The sequence below is a fragment of the Variovorax paradoxus NBRC 15149 genome (genome assembly GCF_001591365.1).
In the GTDB taxonomy this organism is placed as follows: Bacteria; Pseudomonadota; Gammaproteobacteria; order Burkholderiales; family Burkholderiaceae_C; genus Variovorax; species Variovorax paradoxus.
Genome location: NZ_BCUT01000001.1, coordinates 1,946,186 through 1,972,183, shown reverse-complemented (window position 1 = coordinate 1,972,183; position 25,998 = coordinate 1,946,186). Strand labels below are relative to the sequence as shown.

18 protein-coding genes are annotated in these 25,998 nt (G+C 69.0%); 10 read left to right on the top strand and 8 right to left on the bottom strand.

The features are described 5' to 3' along the window. Positions 1–105: 105 nt before the first annotated feature. Positions 106–1,074 (bottom strand): cytochrome c oxidase assembly protein, encoded by a 969-nt coding sequence (locus VPA02S_RS09240; RefSeq protein ID WP_155736563.1) that lies wholly within the window; start codon positions 1,072–1,074, stop codon positions 106–108. A 187-nt stretch (positions 1,075–1,261) separates the two neighbouring features. On the opposite strand from VPA02S_RS09240, the gene VPA02S_RS09235 reads away from it, so the two are divergent. From VPA02S_RS09235 to VPA02S_RS09225, 3 genes are all read left to right on the top strand, one after another. Next, the gene (locus tag VPA02S_RS09235) at positions 1,262–2,350 is read left to right on the top strand and encodes a glycosyltransferase family 4 protein (RefSeq protein ID WP_018903806.1); all 1,089 of its coding nucleotides are present in this window, start codon (positions 1,262–1,264) and stop codon (positions 2,348–2,350) included. 68 nt (positions 2,351–2,418) lie between these two features. Further along, positions 2,419–4,563 carry an amylo-alpha-1,6-glucosidase gene (locus VPA02S_RS09230; protein ID WP_062363491.1) on the top strand — a complete coding sequence of 715 codons (2,145 nt, stop codon included), beginning with the start codon at positions 2,419–2,421 and terminating at the stop codon, positions 4,561–4,563. Between the two features lie 205 nt (positions 4,564–4,768). Continuing rightward, a complete protein-coding gene (locus VPA02S_RS09225; RefSeq protein WP_062363488.1) occupies positions 4,769–6,913 on the top strand; it encodes a LamG-like jellyroll fold domain-containing protein in 2,145 nt (714 codons plus the stop codon). A 9-nt stretch (positions 6,914–6,922) separates the two neighbouring features. Here the strand turns inward: VPA02S_RS09225 and VPA02S_RS09220 are convergent, their stop codons facing one another. After that, positions 6,923–8,029, bottom strand: a complete 1,107-nt coding sequence (locus VPA02S_RS09220) for an SMP-30/gluconolactonase/LRE family protein (RefSeq protein WP_062363485.1) — start codon at positions 8,027–8,029, stop codon at positions 6,923–6,925. A 196-nt stretch (positions 8,030–8,225) separates the two neighbouring features. Here VPA02S_RS09220 and VPA02S_RS09215 point away from each other — a divergent pair, with 196 nt between their 5' ends. Next, on the top strand, positions 8,226–8,660 hold the full coding sequence (locus VPA02S_RS09215) for a CBS domain-containing protein (RefSeq protein ID WP_012745860.1): 435 nt from the start codon (positions 8,226–8,228) through the stop codon (positions 8,658–8,660). 38 nt (positions 8,661–8,698) lie between these two features. On the opposite strand, the gene VPA02S_RS09210 is transcribed toward VPA02S_RS09215, so the two are convergent. The 4 genes from VPA02S_RS09210 to VPA02S_RS09195 all read right to left on the bottom strand — a co-directional run bounded on the left by VPA02S_RS09210 (position 8,699) and on the right by VPA02S_RS09195 (position 13,859). Next, the gene (locus tag VPA02S_RS09210) at positions 8,699–8,917 is read right to left on the bottom strand and encodes a hypothetical protein (protein ID WP_230537749.1); all 219 of its coding nucleotides are present in this window, start codon (positions 8,915–8,917) and stop codon (positions 8,699–8,701) included. A gap of 84 nt (positions 8,918–9,001) precedes the next feature. Then, positions 9,002–11,212, bottom strand: coding sequence for a copper-transporting P-type ATPase (locus VPA02S_RS09205; RefSeq protein ID WP_062363482.1), 2,211 nt, complete (start codon positions 11,210–11,212; stop codon positions 9,002–9,004). Positions 11,213–11,332: 120 nt separating this feature from the next. Beyond that, positions 11,333–12,856: an amidase gene (locus VPA02S_RS09200; protein ID WP_012745863.1), complete on the bottom strand. Its 1,524-nt coding sequence runs from the start codon at positions 12,854–12,856 to the stop codon at positions 11,333–11,335. Positions 12,857–12,872: 16 nt separating this feature from the next. Further along, on the bottom strand, positions 12,873–13,859 hold the full coding sequence (locus VPA02S_RS09195) for a Bug family tripartite tricarboxylate transporter substrate binding protein (protein WP_012745864.1): 987 nt from the start codon (positions 13,857–13,859) through the stop codon (positions 12,873–12,875). Between the two features lie 147 nt (positions 13,860–14,006). Between VPA02S_RS09195 and VPA02S_RS09190 the strand changes: the two genes are divergently transcribed. Both VPA02S_RS09190 and VPA02S_RS09185 read left to right on the top strand, forming a co-directional pair. After that, the gene (locus VPA02S_RS09190) at positions 14,007–14,921 is read left to right on the top strand and encodes a LysR family transcriptional regulator (protein ID WP_012745865.1); all 915 of its coding nucleotides are present in this window, start codon (positions 14,007–14,009) and stop codon (positions 14,919–14,921) included. A gap of 103 nt (positions 14,922–15,024) precedes the next feature. After that, the gene (locus VPA02S_RS09185) at positions 15,025–15,402 is read left to right on the top strand and encodes an HU family DNA-binding protein (RefSeq protein ID WP_012745866.1); all 378 of its coding nucleotides are present in this window, start codon (positions 15,025–15,027) and stop codon (positions 15,400–15,402) included. 60 nt (positions 15,403–15,462) lie between these two features. Here VPA02S_RS09185 and VPA02S_RS09180 read toward each other — a convergent pair whose 3' ends face one another. Then, the gene (locus tag VPA02S_RS09180) at positions 15,463–16,371 is read right to left on the bottom strand and encodes a LysR family transcriptional regulator (protein WP_012745867.1); all 909 of its coding nucleotides are present in this window, start codon (positions 16,369–16,371) and stop codon (positions 15,463–15,465) included. 153 nt (positions 16,372–16,524) lie between these two features. Between VPA02S_RS09180 and VPA02S_RS09175 the strand changes: the two genes are divergently transcribed. From VPA02S_RS09175 to VPA02S_RS09160, 4 genes are all read left to right on the top strand, one after another. Further along, positions 16,525–17,625 (top strand): TRAP transporter substrate-binding protein, encoded by a 1,101-nt coding sequence (locus VPA02S_RS09175; RefSeq protein ID WP_086012195.1) that lies wholly within the window; start codon positions 16,525–16,527, stop codon positions 17,623–17,625. Then, positions 17,622–20,591, top strand: coding sequence for a bifunctional diguanylate cyclase/phosphodiesterase (locus tag VPA02S_RS09170; protein WP_012745869.1), 2,970 nt, complete (start codon positions 17,622–17,624; stop codon positions 20,589–20,591). Before VPA02S_RS09175 ends, VPA02S_RS09170 begins: the two co-directional genes overlap by 4 nt. Before the next feature lie 29 nt (positions 20,592–20,620). Then, the gene (locus VPA02S_RS09165; RefSeq protein ID WP_062363479.1) at positions 20,621–23,026 is read left to right on the top strand and encodes a diguanylate cyclase domain-containing protein; all 2,406 of its coding nucleotides are present in this window, start codon (positions 20,621–20,623) and stop codon (positions 23,024–23,026) included. Between the two features lie 148 nt (positions 23,027–23,174). After that, positions 23,175–25,100 carry a PAS domain-containing hybrid sensor histidine kinase/response regulator gene (locus VPA02S_RS09160; protein WP_018903793.1) on the top strand — a complete coding sequence of 642 codons (1,926 nt, stop codon included), beginning with the start codon at positions 23,175–23,177 and terminating at the stop codon, positions 25,098–25,100. A 36-nt stretch (positions 25,101–25,136) separates the two neighbouring features. Here the strand turns inward: VPA02S_RS09160 and nadE are convergent, their stop codons facing one another. Beyond that, positions 25,137–25,985, bottom strand: a complete 849-nt coding sequence (nadE, locus tag VPA02S_RS09155; protein WP_062363476.1) for an NAD(+) synthase — start codon at positions 25,983–25,985, stop codon at positions 25,137–25,139. Positions 25,986–25,998: the final 13 nt, after the last annotated feature.

Below are 25,998 nucleotides of genomic sequence, written 5' to 3'. Positions count from 1 at the left end.
GTCGAGGGCCTCAGCAAATTAGCAAGGCAAGGAGTGCCTGTTGTAGGGCGGCAAGCCGACTTGGCTGTCGGCATCGGCTGATGCAATGGCCGATGCGAATGGCTGCTAGCGAGGCGGCATGGCGCCCGGTGCCGCGCGCACGGTTTCGCCCTGCAGCAGCCGCGCCGCTGCGACCAGCGCCACCACCAGGTAGGCCAGGCCCGCCGGCACCCACATGATGAGTCCGCCCAGGCGCTGGTCCTCGAGCAGGTCGAAGCCCAGCGCGGGCGTGGCGGTGCCGTAGGCCGGATACCAGGGCACGGTCGAGAAGGTCAGCAGCGCACCGAGGGCGCCGGTGTGCACCATGGTCGTGAAGAGATACAGCATCGAGCCGCCATGCCCGGCGCGCGAAGCGCCGGCGAGCGGCGGCCACCAGAACAGCAGCGCCGTCGCAAGAAAGCTCGCATGCTGCAGGCTGTGCACGGCCTGGCTGCGCAGTGCCGCCTCGAAGAACAGCGGCAGGTGCCAGGCCCAGAGCGCGAGGCCGTGCAGGGCCCAGGCGACCGGCGCACAGGTCAGCACTTCCCATGCGGCGGCCAGCGCGGGCTGCCGCACCAGGCGCGTGGTTCGCATGCGCCACGGCGCCGGCAGTGCCCAGGTCCAGACCGCCAGCGGCCGGCCGATCACCAGCAGCGGCGCGGCCAGGATCATGAGCACCTCGTGCTGCACCATGTGCGCGGAAAACAGATAGCCCCCGAGCGCATCGAGCGGCGAGACCAGCGCCAGCACCAGCGCGAGCCAGCCCGCGCCGAACGAAGCCGCGCGCCGCATGCCGACCCCGCGGCCCGCACCGGCCTTGCGCCACAGGCGCAGCAGGCCGGCCAGGTAGAGCAGCAGGCTCGCGCCCAGACAGGCCAGCACCCAGGGCTCCAGGCTCCAGCCGAGGGCCGGCACGGCGGTTGCCGGCTCCGGCGCGTGCGCGCTGGCCAGCGGCGCCGCCAGCAGCAGCAACAGCAGCAGCAACAGCAGCAGCAATGCAGCACGGGCGCGGCATGCGCGCCGTGTGGAAGGCCGGGAGCCGGCCGGCGGCGTCATGGCTTGCATGGCCTCAGTCTGAGCCAACTGCGCCAAGGCTGCTTGCTCGACGCGGCACACGAGAGGTAAAAAAAGGGGCTTGAAACCGGTCGGGCCAACCCTCAGATGTGCGCCGGAGGCTGTGCCGCCTCCATTCTTCGCCTTGTTCCTTGTTCATTCATTCCCTTTCGAGGAGATTGTCTTGACGATGAAGATCGCGCAGATCGCGCCCCTGTACGAAGCCGTTCCGCCGCGGCTCTATGGCGGCACCGAACGAGTCGTTGCCCACCTGGCCAATGCGCTGGTGGACCAGGGCCACGAGGTCACGCTGTTCGCCTCCGCGGACACGCAGACCCGGGCCCGCCTGGCGCCCATGCGGGCCCAGGCCCTGCGGCTGGACCCGGCGCCGCTGAAGTCCGACCTGGCCAGCCACCTCTGCATGCTCCACGAAGTGCGACGACGAGCGCACGAGTTCGACGTGCTGCATTTCCACGTCGACCTGCTGCACTTTCCCTTCTTCGAGGACATGGCCGGCCGCACGCTCACCACGCTGCACGGGCGCCTGGACATCGCGGACCTGCCCGGCGCGTACATGCGCTGGAACCAGTTTCCGCTGGTCTCCATCTCGCGCCACCAGCGCAAGCCGCTGCCCTTCGCCAACTGGCTCGCGACCATTCCGCACGGACTCGAAGAGACGCCCTACGCCTTCGAGCCGAACCCCGGCGGCTACCTGGCCTTCCTTGGCCGCATCTCGCCCGAGAAGCGGCCCGACCGCGCCATCGAGATCGCCAGGCGCGCGGGGCTGCCGCTGAAGATCGCGGCCAAGGTCGACGCGGCGGACGCGAGCTACTTCGCGCAGAAGATCCGGCCGCTGCTGGACGATCCGCTGGTCGAGTTCATCGGCGAGATCGGCGACGCCGACAAGGCCGCGTTCCTGGGCGGCGCGCGCGCGCTGCTGTTCCCGATCGACTGGCCCGAGCCCTTCGGCCTGGTGATGATCGAGGCCATGGCCTGCGGCACGCCGGTGATCGGCTGGCGCTGCGGCTCGGTGCCCGAGGTGATCGAGCACGGCGTGAGCGGGCTCATCGTCGAGGACGAGGCGCAGGCCGTCGAGGCGGTGCACGCCATCGGCGCGCTCGACCGCCGCCGCGTGCGGCAGGCCTTCGAACGGCGCTACTCGGCGCAGGCCATGGCCAGCGCCTATGTCGAGCAGTACGCGCGCCTGGCCGGCGGCGGCGCGCTCCTGCCGCAGGAGCCGCAAGAGCTGCACGAGCCCCTCTACCGCGAGGCTGCCTGAGCATGAGCGCCGCGCCGGGCCGCCCCCAAGCAAGCTCGCACCGCAGTGCGAAGCACGAAGGTACTCCAATGAGCGCGGAAGTGCCCGCCACCGAGCAGGCCGAGCCCGCGCCCGAGCGCGCGGTGCAGCATGCCTTCGTGCTCAAGGAGGGCGACACCTACTTCGTGATGGACGGCCACGGCGACGTGGGCGGCGGCGTGGACGGGCTCTTTCACGACGACACGCGCATGCTGTCGACCTTCGTGCTCCGGCTGGGCGGCGCGCGGCCGCCGCTTTTGTCCAGCGGCGTGAGCCACGACAACGTCTTCTTCATTGCGAACCTCACCAACCGTCCGCTGCCGGTGCTCGGATCGACGTCGATGCCGCAGGGCGTGATCCATCTGGAGCGCAAGCGCTTTCTCTGGGGTGCGCGGCTGTTCGAGCGCATCCGGCTGGTCAACTACGGCGACCAGCCCGCGCAGGCGCCGCTCACGCTGCAGTTCGGTGCCGACTTCCGCGACATGTTCGAGGTGCGCGGCCAGCGGCGCGCGCGGCGCGGCGAGATCGGCCCGCCCGAGGTCGGCGCCCAGGGCGTGGTGCTGCGCTACCAGGGACTGGACACCGTCACGCGGCTGGCCTGCATCGATTTTTCCGAGGCGCCGCAGCGCCTGGACGCGGGCACCGCCGAGTTCGCCGTGCCGCTGGCCGCGCGCGGCCACTGGACGCTCTACCTGGAGGTGGGCACGGCACCCGCGCGGCCCGGCGCCCAGCGCTTCCGCGAGGCCGGCGTGCTCGCGCGCTGGCGCATGCGCCAGCGGCAACGGCGCGGCTCGCGGCTGCACGCCTCGGGGCGCCTGTTCCAGGCCTGGCTCGACCGCTCGCGCGCCGACCTCGCGCTGCTCACCACCGACCTGCCCACCGGCCCCTATCCCTACGCAGGCATCCCGTGGTTCTCGACGCCGTTCGGGCGCGACGCCATCGTCACGGCCTTCCAGACGCTGTGGATCGACCCGAGGCTGGCGCAGGGCGTGCTCGAATTCCTGGCGGCGCGGCAGGCGCACCAGACCTCGAGCTTCCGCGATGCGGAGCCCGGAAAGATCATGCACGAGACCCGCAAGGGCGAGATGGCCGCCGTCGACGAACTGCCCTTCGGCCAGTACTACGGAGGCGTCGACACCACGCCGCTGTTCGTGGCGCTGGCCGGCGCCTATGCACGGCGCACCGGCGACCGCGCCACCATCGACCGCATCTGGCCCGCGCTCGGCGCGGCCTGCGAATGGATGGAGCGGAACATGGCGCGCCATCCCGATGGCCTGCTCGCCTACCAGCGCGGCGAAGCCAGCGGCCTGGTCAACCAGGGCTGGAAGGACAGCCACGATTCCATCTTCCACGCCGACGGCCGCACGCCCGAGGGGCCGATCGCGCTGGTGGAGGTCCAGGGCTATGCCTATGCGGCCTTCCTTGCGATGTCGGCCATGGCCGAGTGGCGCGGCGATGCGGGCGCGAGCCGCTGGCGCCAGCGCGCGGCGGCCATGCGCCTTGCGGTCGAGAGCCGGTTCTGGCTCGACGACCTGGGCTTCTATGCGCTGGCCATCGACGGTGCCAACCAGCCTTGCCGCGTGCGTGCTTCCAACGCGGGCCACCTGCTGTTCGCCGGCCTGCCGAGCGCAGAGCGGGCCCAGGCCGTGGGCCGCCAGCTGCTGTCGTCGGCCTTCGCATCGGGCTGGGGGGTCCGCACCCTGCCGGCGGAGGCGGTGCGCTTCAATCCGATGTCCTATCACAACGGATCGGTGTGGCCGCACGACGCGGCCCTGTGCGCGGCCGGCCTTGCGCGCTACGGCGAGCGCGACGGCGTGGTGCGCATCCTGGACAACCTGTTCGAGTCGGCCGCGCACTTCGGCATGCGGCTGCCGGAACTGTTCTGCGGCTTCGACCGCGAGCCGGGCCAGTCGCCCGTGGCCTATCCGGTGGCATGCCTGCCGCAGGCCTGGGCCGCGGGCTCGGTGTTCATGCTGCTGCAGGCCTGCCTGGGCCTGCAGGTGGACGGCATCCGGCGCGAGGTGAAGATCGTGCAGCCGCGGCTGCCGGCCGACATCGACCAGCTGCACGTGCAGCGGCTGCAGGTGGGCCACGCGCGGGTGGACCTGCATTTCCAGCGGCTCGAGGAGCGCATCGTCGTGGTCGCGCAAACGGCGCCCGGCACGCCCGGCGTCCAGGTCAACCTGCAGCTCTAGCGCGGCGGCCCGCGGCGGGCTGGCATGACATTTCTGAGCGCATCGGCGCCGCGGGTTGACACTGAATGTCATCCGCGGCGCGGCCTGCCGCACCTTCGCGGTGCCGCCCGTGTCCCGCGCTGGGATTCAGTGAATAGGAAAGAATGCATCCGCCGATTGGGCATGCATGTTGCGGTAACGAGGTTTAACAAAACTCGATCCCGACATGCATCAGTCACAAAGCGAAAACAACATCAATCCCCTGGACCGCCGCGCATTCTGCGTGGGCGCCGTGAGCCTCGCGGCCCTCGGCACCACCGCGTGTGGAGGAGGAGGGGGTGGCGGCGGCGGCGGCGTGGCGGGCGGCTTCGGCGCGCTGGGCAGCGGTGCGCCGCAGGCGGATGCATCGGCCCCGGCGGCCGCTCCGCCAGCCGCGACCGATGCATCCGCGGCGCCCGACGCGGCGCCCCCCGCACCGCAGGCGCGCAAGTTCGTGCACCCCGGCCTGTTGCACACCGAGGCCGACTTCGAGCGCATGCGCCAGAAGGTCGCGGCCAATGCGCAGCCCTGGCTCGCCGGCTGGAACGCGCTCACCTCCAATGGCCGTTCGCAGCTCGGCGCCAAGCCGCGGCCGCTGGCCACGGTGATTCGGGGGGACGTCCCGGGCCAGAACTTCGCGCAGTTCTACATCGACGTCGCGCGCGCCTACCAGCTCGCGCTGCGCTGGAAGGTTTCTCAGGACACGCGCTATGCCGACCTTGCCGTGGTCTTCCTGAACGAGTGGTCCTCCACGCTGAAAGAGGTCACGGGCAATGCGGATCGCTTTCTTGCGGCGGGCATCTACGGCCAGCAGTTCGCGAATGCGGCCGAGATCATGCGGTCCTATCCGGGATGGGCGGCCAGCGATTTCGAGCGCTTCCAGAACATGATGCTCACGGTGTTCTATCCGCTCAACCACGACTTCCTCGACAGGCACAACGGTGCGGTGATCACCAACTACTGGGCCAACTGGGACCAGTGCGCGCTGGGCTCGATCCTGGCCATCGGCGTGCTGTGCGACCGGACGGACCTCTATGACGAGGCGATCAGCTACTACAAGACGGGCCAGGGCAATGGCGCCGGCCTGCAGGCGGTCTACCACGTGCATCCCGGCTACCTCGGCCAGTGGCAGGAGAGCGGCCGCGACCAGGGGCACTGCACGCTGGGCATCGGCCTGGCGGGCGCCTTCTGCGAGATGGCGTGGAACCAGGGCGACGACATCTACGGCTACGAGAACAACCGCTTCCTTGCCGGCGCCGAGTACGTGGCCAAGTCGAACCTGCAGGACGGCGCCGGCAACTTCTACACCGTGCCCTTTCTCACCAGCGCCAACCGGCAGGGAACGAAGACCGTGCTGGGGGACGGCCTCGGCCACCGGCGCGGCATCTGGGAAAGCGTCCACAACCACTATGCCAACCGGCTGGGCATCGCCACGCCCTACACCGCGCTGCAGGCCGAGCAGATGCGGCCCGAGACCGACGGCAACAACGGCGACCAGCTCGGCTTCGGCACGCTCACCTACACGCGCGATCCGATCACGACGCCGCTGCGGCCGAGCGGGCTCACCGCGCGCGTGCATGGACCGCAGGTCGAGCTCTCGTGGTGGGGCTGCACCGGCGCGCTGAGCTATTCGGTCAAGCGCGCCACCATCGCAGGCGGCCCGTATGCCACGGTGGCCACGGGCATCAGCGATACGCTGACCTTCACCGACAGCACCGTCGCGCCCGGCGTGGTGTACCACTACGCGGTGGTGGCGCTGACCGCGGCCGGAGAAAGCAAGCCCTCCGACGAGGCCCGCGCCGCCATCAAGGCCGAGCTGCTGTTGCAGCGCGACTTCAGCGAGACGCAGGCGGCCGCCGACTATGCCGAGCTCCCCGTGGGCGTGGTCAAGGACGTGGCCGACTTCACCATCGCATGCCGGGTGTTCCTGGACGAGATATCGACTTGGTCGCGTGTCTTCGACTTCGGCTCCGGCGAGCGCCGCTACATGATGCTCACGCCGCGCAGCGACACCGGCAAGGTGCGCTACGCCATCTCGCCGGTCCATGGCTACAACATGCAGATGATCGAAGGCGCGTCGCCGCTGCCGACCGGCCGCTGGGTGCATGTGGCGGTGACCCTGTCCGGCACGCTCGGCACGCTGTACATCGACGGCGCGGTGGCCGGCAGCAATGCGCAGATGAGCTTCGCGCCCTGCGAGCTCGGCGAGACCACGAAGAACCTGCTCGGGCGTTCGCAGTATCCGAACGATCCGCCACTGCGCGGCCGCCTCGGCGATTTCCGCATCTACCAGGGCGCGCTGGGCGCCGCGGAGATTGCGGCGCTGGTGTAGGGCCGGACGCTACACCGCGCCGTGCGCCTCCACGTAGAGCGCATAGAGCGAATGGCTGCTCGCCATGTAGAGGCGGTTGCGCTTGGGCCCGCCGAACTCGAGGTTGGCACAGCGCTCGGGAAGGCGGATGAAGCCGATCGGCTTGCCGTCGCGGTTGAAGACCTTCACGCCGTCCATCTCTTCGGATTTTCCGAGCGGCAGGTGGGCCTTCAGGCCGCCGCCCACGTCGGTGGGCTCGGGCGCGAATGCGCCGTTGAAGCCCCATCCGCACCAGAGGTTGCCGTCGCGGTCGACGCGGAATCCGTCGAGCGCGCCGGGGCCGTCCGCATCGATGAGCTTGGTCTTGTTCGACACGCTGGCGCCATCGGCGGCAACGTCGTAGCTCCAGATGCTGCGGTTGGGCGTGCCCTTCCACTCGACCACGTAGAGCTTCTTCTCGTCCGGCGAGAACGCGAGCCCGTTCGGGTTCACCAGGTCTGTGATGACGGCGCTGAGCTTGCCGTCGCTCGCGATGCGGTAGACATTGGTGGTGGCCTGCTCCGGCGTGGCCTTCGATCCTTCCCACTCGCCGTTGATGCCGAAGGTCGGGTCGGTGAACCACACGCTGTCGTCCGACTTCACGACCACGTCGTTGGGCGCGTTGAGCTTCTTGCCCTCGTAGCTGTCGGCCAGCACGGTGATGCGGCCGTTCTTCTCGGTGCGCACCACGCGGCGCGTGACCGAATGCTCGCAGGTGACGAGGCGGCCCTGGCGGTCGCGCGTGTTGCCGTTGGCATAGTTGGCGTTCTGCTTGTGCACCGTGAACTTGCCGGTCTTCTCGTCGTACTTCATGAGCCGGTTGTTCGGAATGTCGCTGCACAGCAGGTAGGCGCCCTCCGGAAAGTACACCGGCCCCTCGGCCCAGCGCATGCCGGTGCCCAACTGCTCGACGGTGCTGCTGTAGATGCGGTACTTGGCAAAGCTCGGGTCCAGGATCAGCACCGAAGGGTCCGGGTAGCGCTGGTTGGGCTTGAAGTCGAAGGACTGCGCATTGGCCAGCCCGGCGACGGCGGCCAGTCCGGAGCCCGCGGCATTCTTCAGGAAGCGGCGGCGAGGCTCGAGGGCTTTGTTCTGCATCTGTAGATCTCCTTTGTCGTCGTTGCGGAAAACCGGCGGACGCCGATCTTACGTACCCGCCGCGCGCAGCCGGGCCCTTCGCAGCGGCGAAGTGCGACATGGCTTACTTGCGGTCCCCGAGACTGCCGACACGGCCCGCCCGCCGCCCGCCTAAGCTGGGACCTGCAGCGGGCCTTCGCTGCAGAAGGGACATGCGATGACTCAGGTTCATGAAGTGATGACGCGCGGCGTGCGCACGGTGGCGCCGGGCGACACCATCGTGCAGGCCGCCAAGGCCCTGGAAGAACTCGAAGTGGGCGTGCTGCCGGTGTGCGACGGCAGCCGGCTGGTCGGCGTGGTGACCGACCGCGACATTGCCGTGCGCGGCGTGGCCCGCGAGATCGACCTTGGCGCATCGCCGGTCAAGCAGATCATGACCGCCGACGCGTACTGGTGCTATGCCGACGACACGGTCGACGAGGCGCTCAGCCAGATGAGCGCGGTGCAGATCCGCAGGCTTCCGGTGGTCGACCGCGACAAGCGCCTCGTGGGCATCCTGTCGCTGGGCGACGTGGCGGCCAAGGGCGAGGCCGGCGCGGCGGCCGATCCGCTCGGAAAGATCTCCGAGCCTGCGCGGCCGAAGCACTTGTAGCAACGGCCCGCGGGCCGTGCGTCGGGGACTGCCTTCGCTCAGGCGCTCTGGGCCTGGGCCTGGTTCGGCGCGCGTCGGCGAATCTCGCTGTGCAGCGCGCGCTGTCCCGCGGCCAGCGCGGCTTCGTAGGTGTCCGCCGGATCGAAGGCGTCGCGGAGCACCTTGGGGTTCGCTCCGTTCGCATCCGTTTCGAGCAGGCGCCAGACAAATGATCCGAGGGCTGGCTCCTCGATGATGAGTTCGATGGGCTGTGTCATCCGGCCAACTTGCATGAACCCGCGCCAAATGTATGTAGGCGGAGTTCGAATGCTGCCGGCCCGGTGCCCCATGGGACTGGCGCCTCAGCCCGGCCTGCCGCCCGTGCCCTCGGCTCTCAGCCGCAATGCATTGGTGATGACCGACGCCGAGCTCAGGCTCATCGCCAGCGCCGCGATCATCGGCGACAGCAGCCAGCCCGTGAACGGGAACAGCACGCCCGCAGCCAGCGGCACGCCCAGTGCGTTGTAGACGAACGCGAAGCCCAGGTTCTGCTTCATGTTGGCGATGGTCTTCTCGGAGACGATGCGTGCCTGCGCGATGCCGCGCAGGTCGCCCTTGACCAGCGTCACCTGGGCGCTGTTCATCGCGACGTCGGTGCCGGTGCCCATGGCCACGCCGACATCGGCCTTGGCGAGCGCGGGCGCATCGTTGATGCCGTCGCCGGCCATCGCGACGATGCGGCCTTCGCGCTGCAGCTTCTCGACCAGCGCCAGCTTGTCGGCCGGCTTGACTTCGCCGTGCACCTCGTCGATGCCCAGCCTGGCGGCCACGGCGCGCGCGGTGGTCAGGCCGTCGCCCGTGGCCATGATCACGCGCATGCCCGATGCCTTGAGCGCCGCGAGCGCTTCCGCCGTGGTGGCCTTGACCGGGTCGGACACGGCCAGCAGGCCGGCGGGCTGGCCGTCGACCGCGAGGAACATCACGCTGGCTCCCTCGGCGCGCAGCGCCTCGGCCTGCGGCCGGAGCGCATCGACCGGCACGCCCAGCTGGTCCATCAGCGCGGTGTTGCCGAGCGCCAGCCGGCGGCCGCCGGCGCTGCCGTTCACGCCGATGCCGCTGGCGGACTCGAACTCGTCGGCCGCGGCCAGCGCAAGCCCGCGCTCGCGCGCCGCACGCACGATGGCGTGCGCGAGCGGATGCTCGCTGCCCTGGTCGAGGCTTGCCGCGAGGCGCAGCACCTCGTCCTCGCTGAAGCCGGGCAGCGCCACCGCACGTTCGAAGCCCGGCTTGCCTTCGGTCAGCGTGCCGGTCTTGTCGACGATGAGCGCGTCGACCTTGCGGAAGTTCTCGATCGCGGCCGCATCGCGGAACAGCACGCCCTGCGTGGCCGCCTTGCCCGTGGCCACCATGATCGACATCGGCGTGGCCAGGCCGAGCGCGCAGGGACAGGCAATGATGAGCACCGCCACCGCATTGATGAGCCCGTGCGTCCAGCTCGGCGCCGGCCCGAAGAAGCCCCACGCAAAGAAGGTCAGCACCGCGATGCCGATCACGGCCATCACGAAGTAGCCGGCCACGTGGTCGGCCATGCGCTGCATCGGCGCGCGGGAGCGCTGGGCCTGCGCCACCATCTGCACGATGCTTGCGAGCACGGTCTGCGAGCCGACCTTTTCCGACTGCATCACCAGCGCGCCGCTGGTGTTGAGCGTGGCGCCGATGAGCTTGTCGCCGGCCCGCTTGGTCACGGGCAGCGGCTCGCCGGTGAGCATCGACTCGTCGACCGCGCTCGCGCCCTCGACCACCACGCCGTCCACCGGCACCTTCTCGCCGGGCCGCACGCGCAGCTTGTCGCCGACGTGCACGTGGGCGATCGGCACGTCTTCTTCCGTGCCATTGGCGCCGATGCGCCGCGCCGTCTTGGGCGCGAGGCCGAGCAGCGACTTGATCGCCGCCGAGGTCTGCGAGCGCGCCTTGAGTTCGAGGATCTGGCCCAGCAGCGTGAGCGAGATGATCACCGCGGCCGCCTCGAAGTACACCGCCACGCGGCCCATCGACATGAACGATTCGGGAAACACGCGCGGCGCCACCGTGGCCACCACGCTGTAGACGAAGGCGGCCGCGGTGCCCAGGCCGATGAGCGTCCACATGTTGGGGCTGCGGTTGGCGACCGATTGCACGGCACGCCTGAAGAAGGGCCAGCCCGCCCACAGCACGATGGGTAGCGAAAGAACCAGCTCGATCCAGCTCTGCGTGGCCATCTCGAACCACTGCAGCCGGTGCCCCGCCATCGCGAGCACGGCCACCGCGAGCGTGAGCGGCAGCGTCCAAAGGAAGCGGCGCTTGAAGTCGCGCAGCTCGGGGTCTTCGCCCTCGTCGAGCGTCGGCATCTCGGGCTCCAGCGTCATGCCGCACTTGGGGCAGTTGCCCGGATGGTCCTGCCGGATCTCCGGATGCATCGGGCAGGTGTAGATGGTGCCGGCGGGCGCAGGCACAGGCACAGGCGTGTGGTCATGCGGCGCGTGGTGGCCTTCGTGATGCGGGTGCTGCGGCGCTCCGGAATGCGCGTGGTTCATCGAGTGCTCCAACGAGAAAGCAGGAAGATGCTGCTGCGCACCACGCGCAGCGCATCGCCAGTTTCCAGGCTGACACCGTGTCAAGGTCAAGGCTGGCGCGCTGGCCGGCCGCGGGCTTTCTCAGACCGCGGAGGTGGCGGCTGCGGGCGCGCTGCGGCCCGCACCGGGCGGCGCCGTGACGATCGACCTGAGCGCAGGTTCGGCCGCGCGCAGCGACGCGATGTCGGGCCGCGGGCGGCGCAATTGCGCGTCGGCCGCGAAGGCCTTTTCCATGGCGTGCGCCGCGCCCAGCACCTGGTGGTCGGCCCTGAACGCGCCCACGATCTGCAGCCCGAAGGGCATGCCCGCATGGTCGAGGCCGCAGGGCAGCGCCAGCGCCGGATGCGTGGTCAGCGTGACCACGTAGGTCAGCGCGAGCCAGCGGTAGTAGTTGGCCTGCTTCTCGCCGTTGATGGTGTCCGCATAGAGCTGCGTCCACGGAAAGGGCGACACCGGCGTGGTGGGCGAAAGGATCAGGTCGTAGTCGGCGAAGGCGGCCTGGAAGCGCTTGATGAGCCGGGTCTGCTCGGCCTGGGCCCAGGCGCTGTCGAGCAGGCTCATCTGCGCGCCCATCTCGTAGTTGGCGCGGGAGTTGGGGCCCAGGCTGGCTGGGTCGCGTTGGTAGGCGGCATGCATGCCGGCCACGAAGGCCTCGGCGCGCAGCACGTCGAAGCAGCGGTGCGCTTCGCCGAGGTCGAGTTCGATCCTGTCGCAGCGCTTGAAGAGGTGCTGCATCGCGCCGATCTTCTTGCGCATGGTGGTGCGGATGCCTTCGTCCACCGCGCAGGTGCCGAAGTCTTCGGTCCACGCCACGCGCAGGTTGCTGAGGTCGATGCCGGCCGGCTTCAGGAAGCCGAGCGGATCGAGCGGATAGCTCAGCGGATCGCCCGCGTGCATGCCGGCGGAGGCGGCCATCTGCAGGCAGGCGTCTTCCACCGTGCGGCCCATCGGACCCACGACCGAGATCGGCGTCCAGCCCAGCAGCTTGCGCACGCTCGGCACGATGCCCGGCGAAGGCCGGAAGCCCACCACGCCGCACTTGGCGGCCGGAATGCGCAGCGAGCCGCCGGTGTCGGAGCCGGTGCACACGGGCAGCATGTCGCAGGCCAGCGCGGCGGCCGAGCCGCCGGAAGAACCGCCGGCATTGAGGTTCGGGTTGAAGGGGTTGCCGGTGGCGCCCCACACCTCGTTGCGCGAGTTGGCACCGGCGCCCATTTCGGGAACGTTGGTCTTGCCCGCCACGATGGCGCCGGCCCTGCGAAGGCGGGCCACCAGCTCGATGTCCTCCTGCGGCACGTGGTCGCGGAAGATCGCGGAGCCCCAGGTGGTGAGCAGGCCTTCGGTGGGTTCGAGGTCCTTCACGCCGAGCGGCAGGCCGTGCAGCAGCCCCAGCGCATCGCCGCGCATCACGGCGCTCTCGGCCGCCCGGGCCTCGGCCCGCGCGCGCTCGAAGCAGGTGGCGGTCACGGCGTTGATGAAGGGGTTCACGCGCTCGATGCGCGCGATGCAGGCTTCGAGCAGCTCGACCGGCGAAACCGCCTTGCTGCCGATGAGCCGGCGCAGTTCGACGGCGGTTTGTTCGATCAATTCGGTGTGGGTGCTCATGTCGCTTCGAGTGGCGTCAATCTGATGTGATGTTGGCGCGCGCGGCGATGGCGCGCATCTGCGGCAATTCCTTGGCGATCAGCTCGCTCACGGCGGCCGAATTGCTGTAGCCCGGCTCCAGGCCCTGCGCACTGAGCTTGGCGCGCGTGTCGGGATCGGCCATGGTCGCGGCCAGCGCCTTTTCGAGCTTGGCCTTCACCTCGGGCGGCAGGCCCTTCGGCGCCACCAGCACCAGCCAGGTGTCGGTGTTGACTTCGGGGTAGCCGCTCTCGGCCATGGTGGGCACGTCGGGCAGCAGCGTCGAGCGCTTGGCCGTGGTCACGGCAATGGCCTTGATCTTGCCGCTCTTGAGCTGGGGAATGGCCGCGCTCACGGTGTCGATGCTGAACGGAACCTGCCCGCCCATCAGGTCGGTCATGGCCGGGGCGCTGCCCTTGTAGGGCACGTGCGTCATCTTGAGGCCGGCGGCATGCAGGATGGTCTCGCCGGCAAACTGCGAGGTGGTGCCGGTGCCGTAGGACGCATACGAGTACTTTCCGGGCGAGGCTTTCACGTAGTCGACGAACTGCTTGACCGTTTGCACCGGCACTTCGCTGTTCGCCAGCAGGATGAGGCCCACGCGCCCGGCCAGGCCGATCGGCTCGAAGCCCTTGACCGGGTCGTAGGGCAGGTTGGGGCGGATCGCGGGATTCACCGTGAAGGTGGTGCCCGAGCTGATCAGCAGCGTATAGCCGTCGGGCGCCGCCTTGGAAACGTAGCTCGCGCCAATCACCGTGCCGGCGCCGCCGCGGTTCTCGATGACCACGGGCTGGCCGAGCTCCTTGCCCAGGCGCTGGGCAATCACGCGGCCGTTCACGTCGGTGGCGCCGCCGGGCGGAAAGGGAATCACGAGCGTGACCGGGCGCGACGGAAACCCGGTGTCGGCAGCCAGCGCCGCGAAGGGCGCGAGGCCGAGGCAGGACAGCAGCAGCACCATGCAGGCCAGTGCGGGGAGGCGTTTCATGAAGGACTCCTGGAGGAACGACAGAGCGGGGATGCAGGTTCATCCTAGGAGTCGCAACGCGCTGCCACAAGCGCAATGTTTAGAATTGTGGATTGCCGATTCGGCAATCGACAAACGCGCGTCGCCACGCGGCCACAAGGAAGAAACATGTCGCTTCACACGCTGCAGGAAAGCGCGGTCCGCTACTTCCTGGAGGTGGTCAGGACCGGGTCGGTGAAGGACGCGGCGCTCAAGCTCAACGTGGCGCCTTCGGCCGTGAGCCGGCAGGTGGCGCGCCTGGAGCGCGAACTCGACACGCTGCTGTTCGACCGGCACGCGCGCGGCATGGTGCCCAATGCGGCCGGCGAACTGCTGGCCGCGCATGCCAAGCGGGTGCAGCAGGACATCGAGCGCGTGGCCGGCGAGATCCAGGGCCTGCGCGGCCTGCGCAGCGGGCGCGTGCGCGTGGCGAGCACCGAGGGCTTCGCGTTCGACTTTCTTCCCACGCTGATCTCGCGCTTTCGCGCGAAGCATGAAGGCATCCGCTTTCACCTGGAGGTCTGCCCGCCCCACGAGATTCCCGGCCGCATCCGCGACGGCGAAGCGGACGTGGGCATCACGCTGAGCGCGGTGCCCGAGCCCGGCATCCGGATCGAGCTGCGCCACCCGAGCCCGATCCTCGCCGTGATGGCGAGCGACCATCCGCTGGCGGGGCAGCGGCAGCTCTCGTTGCGCCAGGTGGCGGCCTATCCGCTGGGCCTGCCGCCGCGGGACAGCTCGATACGGCAGCTGCTGGACATCAGCTGCAGCCGGCAGGGGCTGCAGTACGTGCAGGCCATGTCGAGCAACCATGCGAATGCGCTGGTGAGCTTTGCGGCCGCGGGCGGCGGCACCATCGCCTTCTATGGCGAGCTGTCGATCCGCACGCAGCTCAAGTCGAAGGCGCTGGTGGCCATTCCGCTGAAGGACCGCGAGATGAACGAGCGCCACCTCGAAGTCGAGACGCTCGCAGGCCGTTCATTGCCCGATGCAGGCAAGGCTTTCGTGCGGTTTTTGACGGATGCCATCAAGGCCTCGGCCTGAGGGCGTCCGCGCGTGCGCTACACTCCGCGCCGCTTGCAGCCGGCCTCAGCCGCTGCGCCGTCATTGGCAACATGACGAGAACAAACCAAAGGAAATTTTTCAAGTGAACCGTATCGAACTGGTCGAGAAGATCGCCACCGCCCACAACGTCAGCAAGGCCGAAGCCGCCCGCATCCTGGAAACCGTCACGGGCTCCATCGTCGCCGCAGTGAAGAAGGGCGACCCCGTGCAGCTCATCGGCTTCGGAACCTTCAAGCAAGTGGCGCGCGCCGCACGCACCGGCTTCAACCCGCAAGCCGGCGCCAAGATCAAGATCGCCGCGCAGAAGGTGCCCAAGTTCGTGCCGGGCGCTGCGTTCAAGGCCGCCATCGACCCCAAGGCTGCAAAGCGCAAGGCCGACAAGGCCGCGGCAGCCAAGCCCGCCAAGAAGGCAGCACCGGCCAAGAAGGCCGCACCCGCCAAGAAGGCTGCCAAGAAGTAAGGAATGGATCGCAGCCGCAAGGCTGCCTTCATGCAAGCAAACGGCCTTCGGGCCGTTTTTTCATGCCGGCGTGCCCAGCCGTTCGAGGACCAGGTCGTGCAGCGTCTGCGCCGCCACCGAGAGGCTGCCCTCCCGGCGCTGCACCAGGTAGATGGTGCGCGTGAGGCCGGGCAGCGGCAGCGGCCGCGTCACCAGCGTCTCGCGCCGGAAGTGGAAGAGCGTGAGTTCCGGCACCACGCTGATGCCGATGCCGGCCTCGACCAGCCCCATCACCGTGGCCAGGTGCTCGACCTCGAACACCGCATTGAGCCGCAGCGGATGCAGCGCGGCGTCGAGCGACTGGCGCACGCTGCTGTTGCGCGCCATCTGGATGAAGGGCCATGGCGCGAGTTGCCGTGCCGTGAGCCTGGCGGCGCCGGCGAGCGGATGGTCCTTGCGGCAGACCAGGTGGAAGCGGTCGCCGCAGAGCTTGCGTCCGCGCAGGTCGCTGGCCGCGGCCGCGCCGGCACCCGTTGCCGCCAGCGCGAAATCCGCCTGGTGGCTGCGCAGCTGGGCAATGCAGGCGTCCGACAGCGCATCGTGCAGCTCGACCGTGATGCCGGGCCATGCCTGCATGAACTCCGCCAATATGGCCGGCAGCCGGCCCGCCGCCAGGGAGGGCAGGGCCGCCACGCTGACGCGGCCCTTGCGCCGCTGGGCATGGTCGGCCAGGTCGCCGATGGCGCCCTGCATGTCGTCCAGCAGCCGCCGCGCCGAGGGTTCGAACAGCCGGCCCTCGGGCGTGAGCTGCACGCTGCGCGTGTCGCGGTCGAACAGCCGCGCGCCCAGCGTTTCCTCGAGCGTACGGATCAGTGCACTGAACGCGGGCTGCGACAAGTGGCAGGTCTGCGCGGCGCGCGTGAAGTTGCGCTGCTCGGCCAAGGCCGTGAACGCGCGCAGTTGGCGGCTGGAAAGCTCGGGCGCTGGCATCGGTCTGGAATCTGGGTGGATGGGCCGGGAATCGGGGCCTTGTGGATGGTATTCCTGTGCCCTGTACGCAACGTGCCTTGGCGATTCGGGCCAACGGGCGCCAGAATCGGCGTTTTTGTAAAAAAATTGTGACTTAAGGCCCAATTCGGCATCATGATCCGGGCCATGAGGTCCGGCGAAGTTTCTTCCGCTTGGCGACGCGTGCTCTGGACGCATGTTGCCGTTCTTTTTCTTGCTTTCGCTGCAACGAACAGCAAGGCTCAGCAGCCGGCGCCTGCGCAAGGGCTTCGGATCGTGGGCGGGCTGGCGAGCGTGAGCCAGTACACGCTGCATGAAGAGCGCTTCTGGAGCCAGGACCTGCGCCGCCTGAGCGGCGGAAAGTACAGCGCGAGCATCGTGCCGTTCAACCAGGCCGGCGTTCCGGGGCAGGAAATGCTCAACCTCATGCGGCTGGGCGTCATTCCGTTCGGCACCGCGCTGCTCAGCCAGGTCAGCAACGAGTACCCCGAACTGGGCACGCCCGACATCGCCGGGCTGAACCCCGACATGCCCACGATGCGGCGGGTGGTCGCAGCCTTTCGGCCTTACCTGGAGAAGACGCTGCGCGAACGCCATGGCGTCGAGCTTCTCGCGGTGTACGTCTACCCCGCCCAGGTGATCTTCTGCAAGCGGGCCGTGACGCGGCTTTCGGACCTGGCGGGGCGGCGCGTCCGCGTGTCGGGCAGCAGCCAGGCCGACTTCATCCGCGCGCTCAACGGCGTGCCCGTCTTCACTGAATTTTCAGAGATCATGGCGAACATGAATTCGGAGAACACCGAATGCGCCATCACCGGTGCGATGTCCGGCAACACGCTGGGCCTGCACAAGATGACGAATTCGCTCTACACCATGCCCATCAACTGGGGCCTGGCCGTCTTCGGCGCCAACACGGATGCCTGGAACGCGCTGCCTGCGGACCTGAAGGCCCTGTTGAAAGCCGAACTGCCGAAACTCGAGGCCGCGGTCTGGAACGAGTCGGAGCGCGACACCGGCAACGGCATTGCATGCAACACGGGCGCCGCGACCTGCATGAAGGGCACCAAGGGCACGATGGTCGAGGCGCGCCCATCCGCGGATGACGAACGGCGCCGGCGCGAGATCTTCGCCACCAGCGTGCTGAGCCGGTGGGTGCAGCGCTGCGGGGCCGTGTGCGCGGAGGTGTGGGACCAGACCGTCGGTCCCATTGCTGGAATCAAGGCTCCTGTCGGGCAGTGAACAAGCCTGTGCCCAGCCGCATCACCGGCTTCGTCTATGGCGTTGCGGCGCTGTTTCTCGCGGCCGTGCTCGCCATTGCCGGGCTGATGGCATGGCAGATGTACCAGAAGGAGATTGCCGACAGCGAGGCCCAGGCCGTGCGGTTCATCGGCACCTCGGAGGCTGCGCTCAACCGCAGCCTGCTCGGGGCGAACACGCTGCTGGCGGGCCTGGGGCAGTTCCTGCGCAAATCCAGCGGAAGCACCATTGCAGGCGACATTGCGCAAGCCGAGACCGTCCAACTGGTCGAAACCAGCGTTCGCCAGAGCCTGCTGGCGCGCTACGTCGCCTTCCTGACGCCCGAGGGGCAGGTGGTCGGGTCTTCCGACCGGCGCGGAGCGAAGCTGGCGGTCCAGCTGCCCGACGGATTCCTGCAAGAGGTCCTGGGCCGGCCGGGACCGGTGATGTCGATCAGCACGCCCTCGGTCAGCCCGGTGACTTCCCAGCAGGTGCTGCATCTTGCGCGCGTCCTCACGCTGGCGGACGGCAGCAAGCTGGTCGCGGTGGCCGAAGTGCAGGTCTCGGTGCTCACCACCATCCTTGCGCAAGGGGCCAACATCAGGGGGCTCGAGGTCACGCTGGAGCGCGAAGGCGGGCTGCTGCTGGCCAGCATGCCGCCGCGCGACGACCTTGCGGGGCGCACCATCAGTCCCGCGTTGACCGACCAGGCGGACGGGCGTCCCCGGCACATGCATTCCCGGCTCAGCGGCGCTCCGGCCATCGTGGTGGCCCGGCCCACGCTGCATCGGGGCCTGCTGATCGTCGCGAGCATTCCGCTCGAGTCCGCGCTCGAGGATTGGCGCAGGGACCGCAACGTGGTTGCGGCCGCGGCCCTGGCCTTCGCGCTGATGATCCTGGCCGTCACTTACTTCGCGCTCGCGCAGCTGCGGCGGCAGTGGCGCGCGCGCGCGGAGCTGCTGCGCTCCAAGGCCACGCTGGACCAGGCGCTCGAATCCATGGTGGACGGCTTCGTGCTGCTCGATCCCAATGACCGCGTCGTCACCTGGAACCGCCGCTTCGTGGACTTCTTTCCCTGGACGCAGCCGCTGCTCGCGCCGCTGGTGCCGTTCCAGCAGATCGTGGAGCAAAACGCGCGCCACCTGCTGACGCAGAACGACCAGGAGATCACGCTGCTGAACGGGCAGGTGATCGTTGCGGTGAACAGTCCCACGCCCGACGGCGGCCTGGTGTGCGTCTACCGCGACGTGACCGAGAAGAAGCGCCACGTCGCGGACATCCTCGAAGGCAAGGCGCAGCTGCAGGCCACGCTGGATGCCTTGCCCGACGTGCTGATGGACGCCGGCATCGACGGCCGCTGCTACAGCTTCCATTCGCCGCGCCGCCCCAGGCCCGCGTTCAAGGTGCGGGAGCCCGTGGGCAAGCTGATGTCGGACCTGCTGCCGGCGAATGCCGCGGCCGAGGTGATGGTGGCGCTGCGCGATGCCTTCGAAACCGGCTTTTCCACCGGCCGGCAGTTCGAGATCCGCACGGCGCGGGGCGTCACGTGGTTCGAGATTTCGGTCTCGCGCAAGGTGATCGGCGAGGGCGCCGCCGCGCGCTTCATCGTGATCCTGCGCGACATCACCGAGAGCAAGCTGGCCGCCCGCGAGATCGAGCACCTGGCCTTCTACGACATCCTCACGGGCCTGCCCAACCGCCGGCTGCTGCTGCACCGCCTGCAGGCCACCATCGACGCGAACGTGCGGCGCTCGCGCCACGGCGCGCTGCTGTTCCTGGACCTGGACGCTTTCAAGACGCTCAACGATGCGCTCGGGAACGCCACGGGCGATGAGCTGCTCAAGCAGGTGGCCGTGCGGCTGCAGGACAGCCTGAAGGAAGGCGGCACGGTCGCGCGGCTCGGAGGCGACGAATTCGTGGTGCTGCTGGACAACCTCAGCGAAGACGCCGGCGTTGCCGCGATGCAGGCCAATGCCGCGGGCGAGGCCATCCTCGCGGCGCTGAACGGGACTTTCCAGCTCGCGGACCACCAGTACCACAGCACCGGCAGCATCGGCGCCGTGGTGTTCAGCGCCACGCAGCAGTCGCTGGAGGATCTGCTGAAGCAGGCGGACATCGCGATGTACTACGCCAAGTCTGCGGGCGGCAACGCGCTGCGTTTCTTCGAGGCTTCGATGCAGACCGCCATCACGGCCCGCGCAACGCTGGAGAGCGAGCTCCACGCGGCGCTGGCGGGCGAGCAGTTCGTGCTGCACTACCAATCGCAGGTGGCCTCCAATGGCCACGTGGTGGCCGCCGAGGTGCTGATCCGCTGGCAGCATCCGGTGCGGGGCATGGTGCAGCCCGGAGGCTTCATCGAGCTGGCGGAGGAAACCGGGCTGATCGTGCCGATCGGCATGTGGGTGCTGGAGACGGCCTGCGTCCAGCTCGAGCGCTGGAGCCACGATGCGAGGCGCCGGCACCTGCGGCTGGCGGTGAACGTCAGCGCGCGCCAGTTCCGCACCGACGACTTCGTGGACCGCGTGCGCGACGTGCTGCGGCGCACCGGCGCCGACCCGACGCGGCTGGAGCTCGAGCTCACCGAAAGCCTGCTGCAGGACAAGGTGAGCGAAACGATCTGCAAGATGCAGGCGCTCGCGGCACTGGGCGTGCGCTTTTCCATGGACGACTTCGGCACCGGCTTCTCGTCGCTCTCCTACATGACCCAGCTGCCGCTGAACCAGATCAAGGTCGACAAGTTCTTCGTGCAGAGCATCGGCCTCGATCCGAAGGTCGAGCTGATCATCCAGGCCATCATCGGCATGGCCCGCAACCTCGACCTGGAGATCGTGGCGGAGGGCGTCGAGACGCAGCAGCAGTTCGAGTTTCTCCAGGCGCACGGCGCGATGCTGTGCCAGGGCTACCTGTTCAGCAGGCCGGTGCCGCTGGACCAGTTCGATGCCCAGCTGGATGTCGAGATGGCGAGCTGAACGCAGGCTGCGCTCACCAGGCCACTGCGATGCGCCTTCCATTCCCCGCCGTCCCCCGCCTGAGCCTGCGCGCCCGCCTGTCCGCGGGCGTGCTGGCAATCGTCTTCCTGACGACGATGGGCGTCACCGCCGCGGCGCTTTATTTCCTCAAGCGCAGCATGGAGGCGGCCATTGCGAGCGAGGAATTCGAACGCATCTCCGCCATCGCCGGCGCGGTGGACCAGAAGTTCCTGAGCCGGCGCACCCTGCTCAAGACCTTCGGCGACGGCGTCGAGAGCCGCAACCTGGCCGGCCCCGGGGAACTGCAGGAGCTGGTCATGCAGCACGGCGCGCTGAGGGAGGCGTTCGACAACGTGGCCCTCACCGGCATGGACGGCGAACTGGTGGCCAACCTCAACGGCACGCAGCCGATCGGCAAGGTCAACATCAAGGACCGCGAGTATTTCCAGCGCACGGTCGCTGCCCGCGCGGGCGTCATCTCCAAGCCCTTCCGCAACCGCGTGAGCGGCCTGGCGCAGATCGCCATGACCGAGCCCGTGCTCGACCGCAGCGGCAAGGTCGCCTACGTGATCTCGGCCTTCGTCAACCTCAAGGAAAAGAACTTCCTGGGCGAGCTTGCCAATGTGAAGTTCGGCAAGAGCGGGTACATGTTCATCACGAACGCCGATGGCATCGTCATCGACCATCCCGACAAGTCGAAGCTGCTTCAGCGCGTGGACGCCGGCGGCGCGCGCAACCCCGCGATCGAGCGCGCCATCGCGGGCTTCGAGGGCGCCATCGAAGCGGCCGATTCGCAGGGCGTGCACGGGCTCTACGCCTTCAAGCGCATCGGCCAGACCAACTGGGTGCTGGGCGCGGTGTATCCGCGCGACGAGGCCTTTGCGCGCATTGCGCGGGTCGAGCGCTACGCCTGGGCCGGCGCGCTGCTGCTGACGCTGCTGGCCGGCGGGCTGGCCTTCATGACCGCGCGGGCGCAGCTCGCACCGCTGTCGCGCCTGCGCGAGCACATGCAGGTCTCGCGCGCCGCCAGCGCCTATGCGCCCATGCGGGAGGCGCCGCCGGACGACGAGGTCGGCGATCTCTCGCGGACCTTCGACCTGCTGATGACGGAGCGGCAGGCCGCCAACGAGAAGCTGGCCGCCAGCGAGAGATTCCTGCGTGACGTGACCGACAACCTGCCGGCCGTGGTTGCCTACTTCGACAGCAGCCAGCGCTGCCTGTTCGCGAACAAGGCCGGCCTCGGCATGCGCGGCAGGACCGTGGCTGACATCGGGCGCATGACCATGCAGGAGTCGCTGCCCGACCACGTCTACCGGCAGCTCGTGCCGGGCATCGCCAAGGTGCTCGCCGGAACGCCGACGCGCACCGAAGGCACCTACGAGCGCAACGGCAAGCCGGGCTTCTTCGAATGCCACCTGGCGCCCGACATCCGCGAGGACGGCACATTGGCCGGCTACTACGTGATGACCTTCGACGTGAGCAAGCGCAAGCAGGCCGAGATGCACAGCGCCGAAAGCGAGCGGCGCCTGCGCGGGCTGACCGACAACGTGCCGGCGCTTCTTGCCGAACTGGATCTCGAGGAACGCGTGGTCTTCTGCAACGGCAAGTACCAGGCCTGGCTCGGCGTCTCGCCGGAGGCGATGGCGAACCGCCCCGTCCACGAGGCCATCGGCGAGGCGCACTACGAAATCCGCAGGCCGCTGCTGGCGCGGGCATTCGCGGGCGAGGTGGTGTCCTTCGAGCAGACCGCCCGCCTGCTGATCGGCGAGCGGACCTTGCAGACCACCTATCTGCCCCAGCGCACCGCGCAAGGCGCGGTCACCGGGCTGTACATCCTGTCGAACGACGTCACCGAGCTCAAGCAAAAGCAGATGAAGCTCGATGCCCTGGCGCGCGAGGACGCGCTCACCGGCCTGCCCAACCGCCGCTCGTTCGAGGAGCATGCGCGCGACGCCATGGCCAGGTCCCGGCGCGCCGGCCTGCCGGTCTGCCTGCTGTTCCTGGACATCGACTACTTCAAGACGATCAACGATTCGCTGGGCCATGCGGCGGGCGATGCGGTGCTGCGGGAATTCGGCCGCCGGCTCAGGGAGAGCGTGCGCGAGACCGACATGGCGGCGCGCTACGCGGGCGACGAGTTCGTGATCCTTCTCGAAGGTGCCAGCGGCGCCGCCGAGGCGCAGGTGGTGGCCGGCAAGGTGCTGGCCGCCATGCGGCCGGCTTTCCACCTGCCCGGCCGCACGCTGCAGGCCACCACCAGCATCGGCGTCGCGGTCTCGGAGGACGACGAGGACTTCGCGTCCTTGTTCGTGCGTGCCGACACCGCGCTCTATGCGGCCAAGAAAGAAGGAAAGAACCGCTTCATGATGGCGCCGCCCCGGTCTGCAAAACCCGGCGGCGCGTCGTGGCCGCGCGAAGAGCCTTCGAGCGCCTGAGGCCCGCAGGGCCGCGCCTCCAGCGTGCAATCTGGACCTTGTCCTACGCGAAAAGTAACCATTGCTGGCCTAAATTGGCACCACCGTTTCATGGCGGACACCGCGCGCCGTGGCATCGATCGCGCGGCCACTGAAGGGAAAAAGAGCAATGGCAGATCACGGCGCTGGGAGTGCACCCCTGAACCAACGCACTCTGACCGACGCCGATTTCAGGCTGATGGTCGACTCGGTCACCGACTACGCCATCATCGTCCTCGATCCTGGCGGCATCGTCATCAGCTGGAACGAGGGCGCCCGCCAACTCAAGGGATACGACGCCCCCGACGTCCTGGGGCGGCACTTCTCGCTTTTCTATCCGACCGAGCTGATCGAGCAGAACCGGCCGGAGCAGGCACTCGAAACGGCGCGCCGCGATGGCCGCCTGGAGGAAGAGGGCTGGCGCCTGCGCAGCGACGGCACGCGCTTCTGGGCCAGCGTGGTCATCACGCGGATCCCCGGCGCGGGCGGAGAAGTCCGCGGCTTCTCGCTGATCACCCGGGACCGCAGCGAGATCCGCCGCCAGGACGAGATGCTGCGCATGAGCGAGGAGCGCTTCCGGCTCTTGGTCGAGGGCGTGAAGGACTATGCGATCTTCATGCTCGACCCGGGTGGCCACGTCGTGAGCTGGAATCTCGGCGCGCAGAAGAACAAGGGCTACGAGGCCTCGGAGATCATCGGGCAGCACTTCTCCAGGTTCTATCCGCCGGAGGTCGCCGCCAGCGGCTGGCCCCAGCAGGCGCTGCGCAACGCGCTGCGCGACGGCCGCTTCGAGGACGAGGGCTGGCGCATCCGCAAGGACGGCAGCCGGTTCTGGGCCAGCGTGGTGATCACCGCGCTGCACGATGCCACCGGCAGGCACCGCGGCTTTGCCAAGGTCACGCGCGACCTCACGGAGCGCCGCCGCGTGACCGCGCTCGAGGACGAGGGGCGCCGCGTGACGAACTTCCTTGCGATGCTCGGGCACGAACTGCGCAATCCGCTGGCGCCGATCTCCAACGCGCTCGAGCTCCTCAAGCGGGAGAAGGCGGAGTCGGCCGCGCTCGTGCACACCCGCGACATCATCGGCCGGCAGCTGCGCCAGATCACCCGGCTGGTGGACGACCTGCTCGACGTCGGCCGCATCACCAGCGGCAAGATCCAGCTCGAGAACAAGCCGGTTCGCCTGCGCGATGCCATCGCCGAGGCCATCGAGGCGGTGCGCCCGCTGATCGACGGCAAGTCGCAGACCCTGCACCTGCAGACGCAGGACGCCGACCCCTGGATCGCCGGAGACAGTGCGCGCGTCATCCAGATCGTCAGCAACCTGGTCCACAACGCCGCCAAGTTCACCGGGAACGGCGGCAACATCCACGTGTCGCTCTCGCGGACCGCAGCGGATGCGGACATCAGCGTGCGCGACGACGGGCCCGGCATACCGCCGCAGGACCTGCAGCGGATCTTCGACCTGTTCGTGCAGGGCGAGCAGAACCTGGCCAGGACGCAGGGCGGCCTCGGCCTGGGGCTCAGCCTCGTGCAGCAGCTCACCACGCTGCACGGCGGGCGCGTCAGCGCGTTCAGCACCGGCCGGCCGGGCGAGGGCAGCGAATTCGTGGTGCAGTTCCCGACCACCCAGGCGCCGGTCGCCATGCTCGAGGCGCAGCCGCGGCCGGTGGGCGAGCAGCGCGTGCTGGTGGTGGACGACAACGTGGACGCGGCCGAGACCATGGCGATGCTGCTGGAGGCGCTGGGCTACAAATCCAGCGTCGTGCATGGCGGGCTGGCTGCCATCGAGGCGGTGAAGGCGCAGGACCCGGACGTGGTGCTGCTGGACATCGGCCTGCCCGACCTGAGCGGCCATGAAGTCGCCCGCCGCGTGCGCGCCGAGATGGTCAACCCGCCGCCGCTGATTGCCGTCACCGGCTACGGTCAGGCCAGCGACAGGGAAACCAGCCTGGAGGCCGGCTTCCGGGCCCACCTGACGAAGCCGGTCGATGTCGACAAGCTCTCGGCGCTGCTCGAACGGTTGCTGGAGCCGCCTCGGTTCAAGGCCGCGTAGAACCCGCGTGGGGCCCCGCAGAGCCGGCCTGGAAAGCTAGGCCGGGTGCGGCGGCTCCACCGGCAGCGCGCGCTTGTGGGCGCTCTTGCGATGCGTGGCAAGAATGATCTCGCGCGCCGCGGCGGCCACCGGCTTGCCTTCGAGGAAATCGTCGATCTGCTCGTAGCTCACGCCGAAGGCGTCTTCGTCGGGCTTGCCCGGCACCAGCGATTCGAGGTCCGCCGTGGGCACCTTGAACACCAGCGCGTCGGGGGCGCCGAGCCGCTGCGCGAGGGCGCGCACGCGGCGCTTGTCGAGGCCGCTGAGCGGCGTCACGTCGGCCGCGCCGTCGCCGAACTTGGTGAAGAAGCCCATCAGCGCCTCGGCCGCATGGTCGGTGCCGATGACGATGCCGTCGTGCGCACCGGCCACCGCGAACTGCGCGATCATGCGCTGGCGCGCCTTGATGTTGCCGAGCACGAAGTCTTCATGCGCCGCATCGCGGAAGGCCAGGTCGCCCTTCTTGAGCGCCGCGAGCATGCCGTCGGCCGCGGGGCGGATGTCGACGGTCAGGATGCGGTCGGGCCGGATCACCGCGAGCGAGGCCTGCGCCTCGTGCTCGTCCTTCTGCACGCCGTAGGGCAGGCGCATCGCGATGAAGGTGGCGCCGTAGCCCTCGGCGCGCAGCTTCTCGACGGCGCGCTGCGCGAGGCAGCCGGCCGTCAGCGAATCGACGCCGCCGCTGATGCCCAGCACCAGCGCCCTGAGGCCGGTGCCCCGCAGGTAGTCCGCGAGAAAGGCGGTGCGCCGCTCGATTTCCGCGGCGGCGTCGAAGACGGGCGCGACGTGCAGCGCCGCGATGATCTCGCGCTGCGTGGCGTCGACGGAAGGCAGGTCGTGGGTCATGGCGTGGCCTGGA

Excerpts from the sequence above, each read along its gene's own strand:
- VPA02S_RS09240 (WP_155736563.1), bottom strand. The coding sequence starts at position 1,074 with ATGACGCCGCCGGCCGGCTCCCGGCCTTCCACACGGCGCGCATGCCGC.
- VPA02S_RS09235 (WP_018903806.1), top strand. The coding sequence starts at position 1,262 with ATGAAGATCGCGCAGATCGCGCCCCTGTACGAAGCCGTTCCGCCGCGG.
- VPA02S_RS09230 (WP_062363491.1), top strand. The coding sequence starts at position 2,419 with ATGAGCGCGGAAGTGCCCGCCACCGAGCAGGCCGAGCCCGCGCCCGAG.
- VPA02S_RS09225 (WP_062363488.1), top strand. The coding sequence starts at position 4,769 with ATGCATCAGTCACAAAGCGAAAACAACATCAATCCCCTGGACCGCCGC.
- VPA02S_RS09220 (WP_062363485.1), bottom strand. The coding sequence starts at position 8,029 with ATGCAGAACAAAGCCCTCGAGCCTCGCCGCCGCTTCCTGAAGAATGCC.
- VPA02S_RS09215 (WP_012745860.1), top strand. The coding sequence starts at position 8,226 with ATGACTCAGGTTCATGAAGTGATGACGCGCGGCGTGCGCACGGTGGCG.
- VPA02S_RS09210 (WP_230537749.1), bottom strand. The coding sequence starts at position 8,917 with ATGACACAGCCCATCGAACTCATCATCGAGGAGCCAGCCCTCGGATCA.
- VPA02S_RS09205 (WP_062363482.1), bottom strand. The coding sequence starts at position 11,212 with ATGAACCACGCGCATTCCGGAGCGCCGCAGCACCCGCATCACGAAGGC.
- VPA02S_RS09200 (WP_012745863.1), bottom strand. The coding sequence starts at position 12,856 with ATGAGCACCCACACCGAATTGATCGAACAAACCGCCGTCGAACTGCGC.
- VPA02S_RS09195 (WP_012745864.1), bottom strand. The coding sequence starts at position 13,859 with ATGAAACGCCTCCCCGCACTGGCCTGCATGGTGCTGCTGCTGTCCTGC.
- VPA02S_RS09190 (WP_012745865.1), top strand. The coding sequence starts at position 14,007 with ATGTCGCTTCACACGCTGCAGGAAAGCGCGGTCCGCTACTTCCTGGAG.
- VPA02S_RS09180 (WP_012745867.1), bottom strand. The coding sequence starts at position 16,371 with ATGCCAGCGCCCGAGCTTTCCAGCCGCCAACTGCGCGCGTTCACGGCC.
- VPA02S_RS09175 (WP_086012195.1), top strand. The coding sequence starts at position 16,525 with ATGATCCGGGCCATGAGGTCCGGCGAAGTTTCTTCCGCTTGGCGACGC.
- VPA02S_RS09165 (WP_062363479.1), top strand. The coding sequence starts at position 20,621 with ATGCGCCTTCCATTCCCCGCCGTCCCCCGCCTGAGCCTGCGCGCCCGC.
- VPA02S_RS09160 (WP_018903793.1), top strand. The coding sequence starts at position 23,175 with ATGGCAGATCACGGCGCTGGGAGTGCACCCCTGAACCAACGCACTCTG.
- nadE (WP_062363476.1), bottom strand. The coding sequence starts at position 25,985 with ATGACCCACGACCTGCCTTCCGTCGACGCCACGCAGCGCGAGATCATC.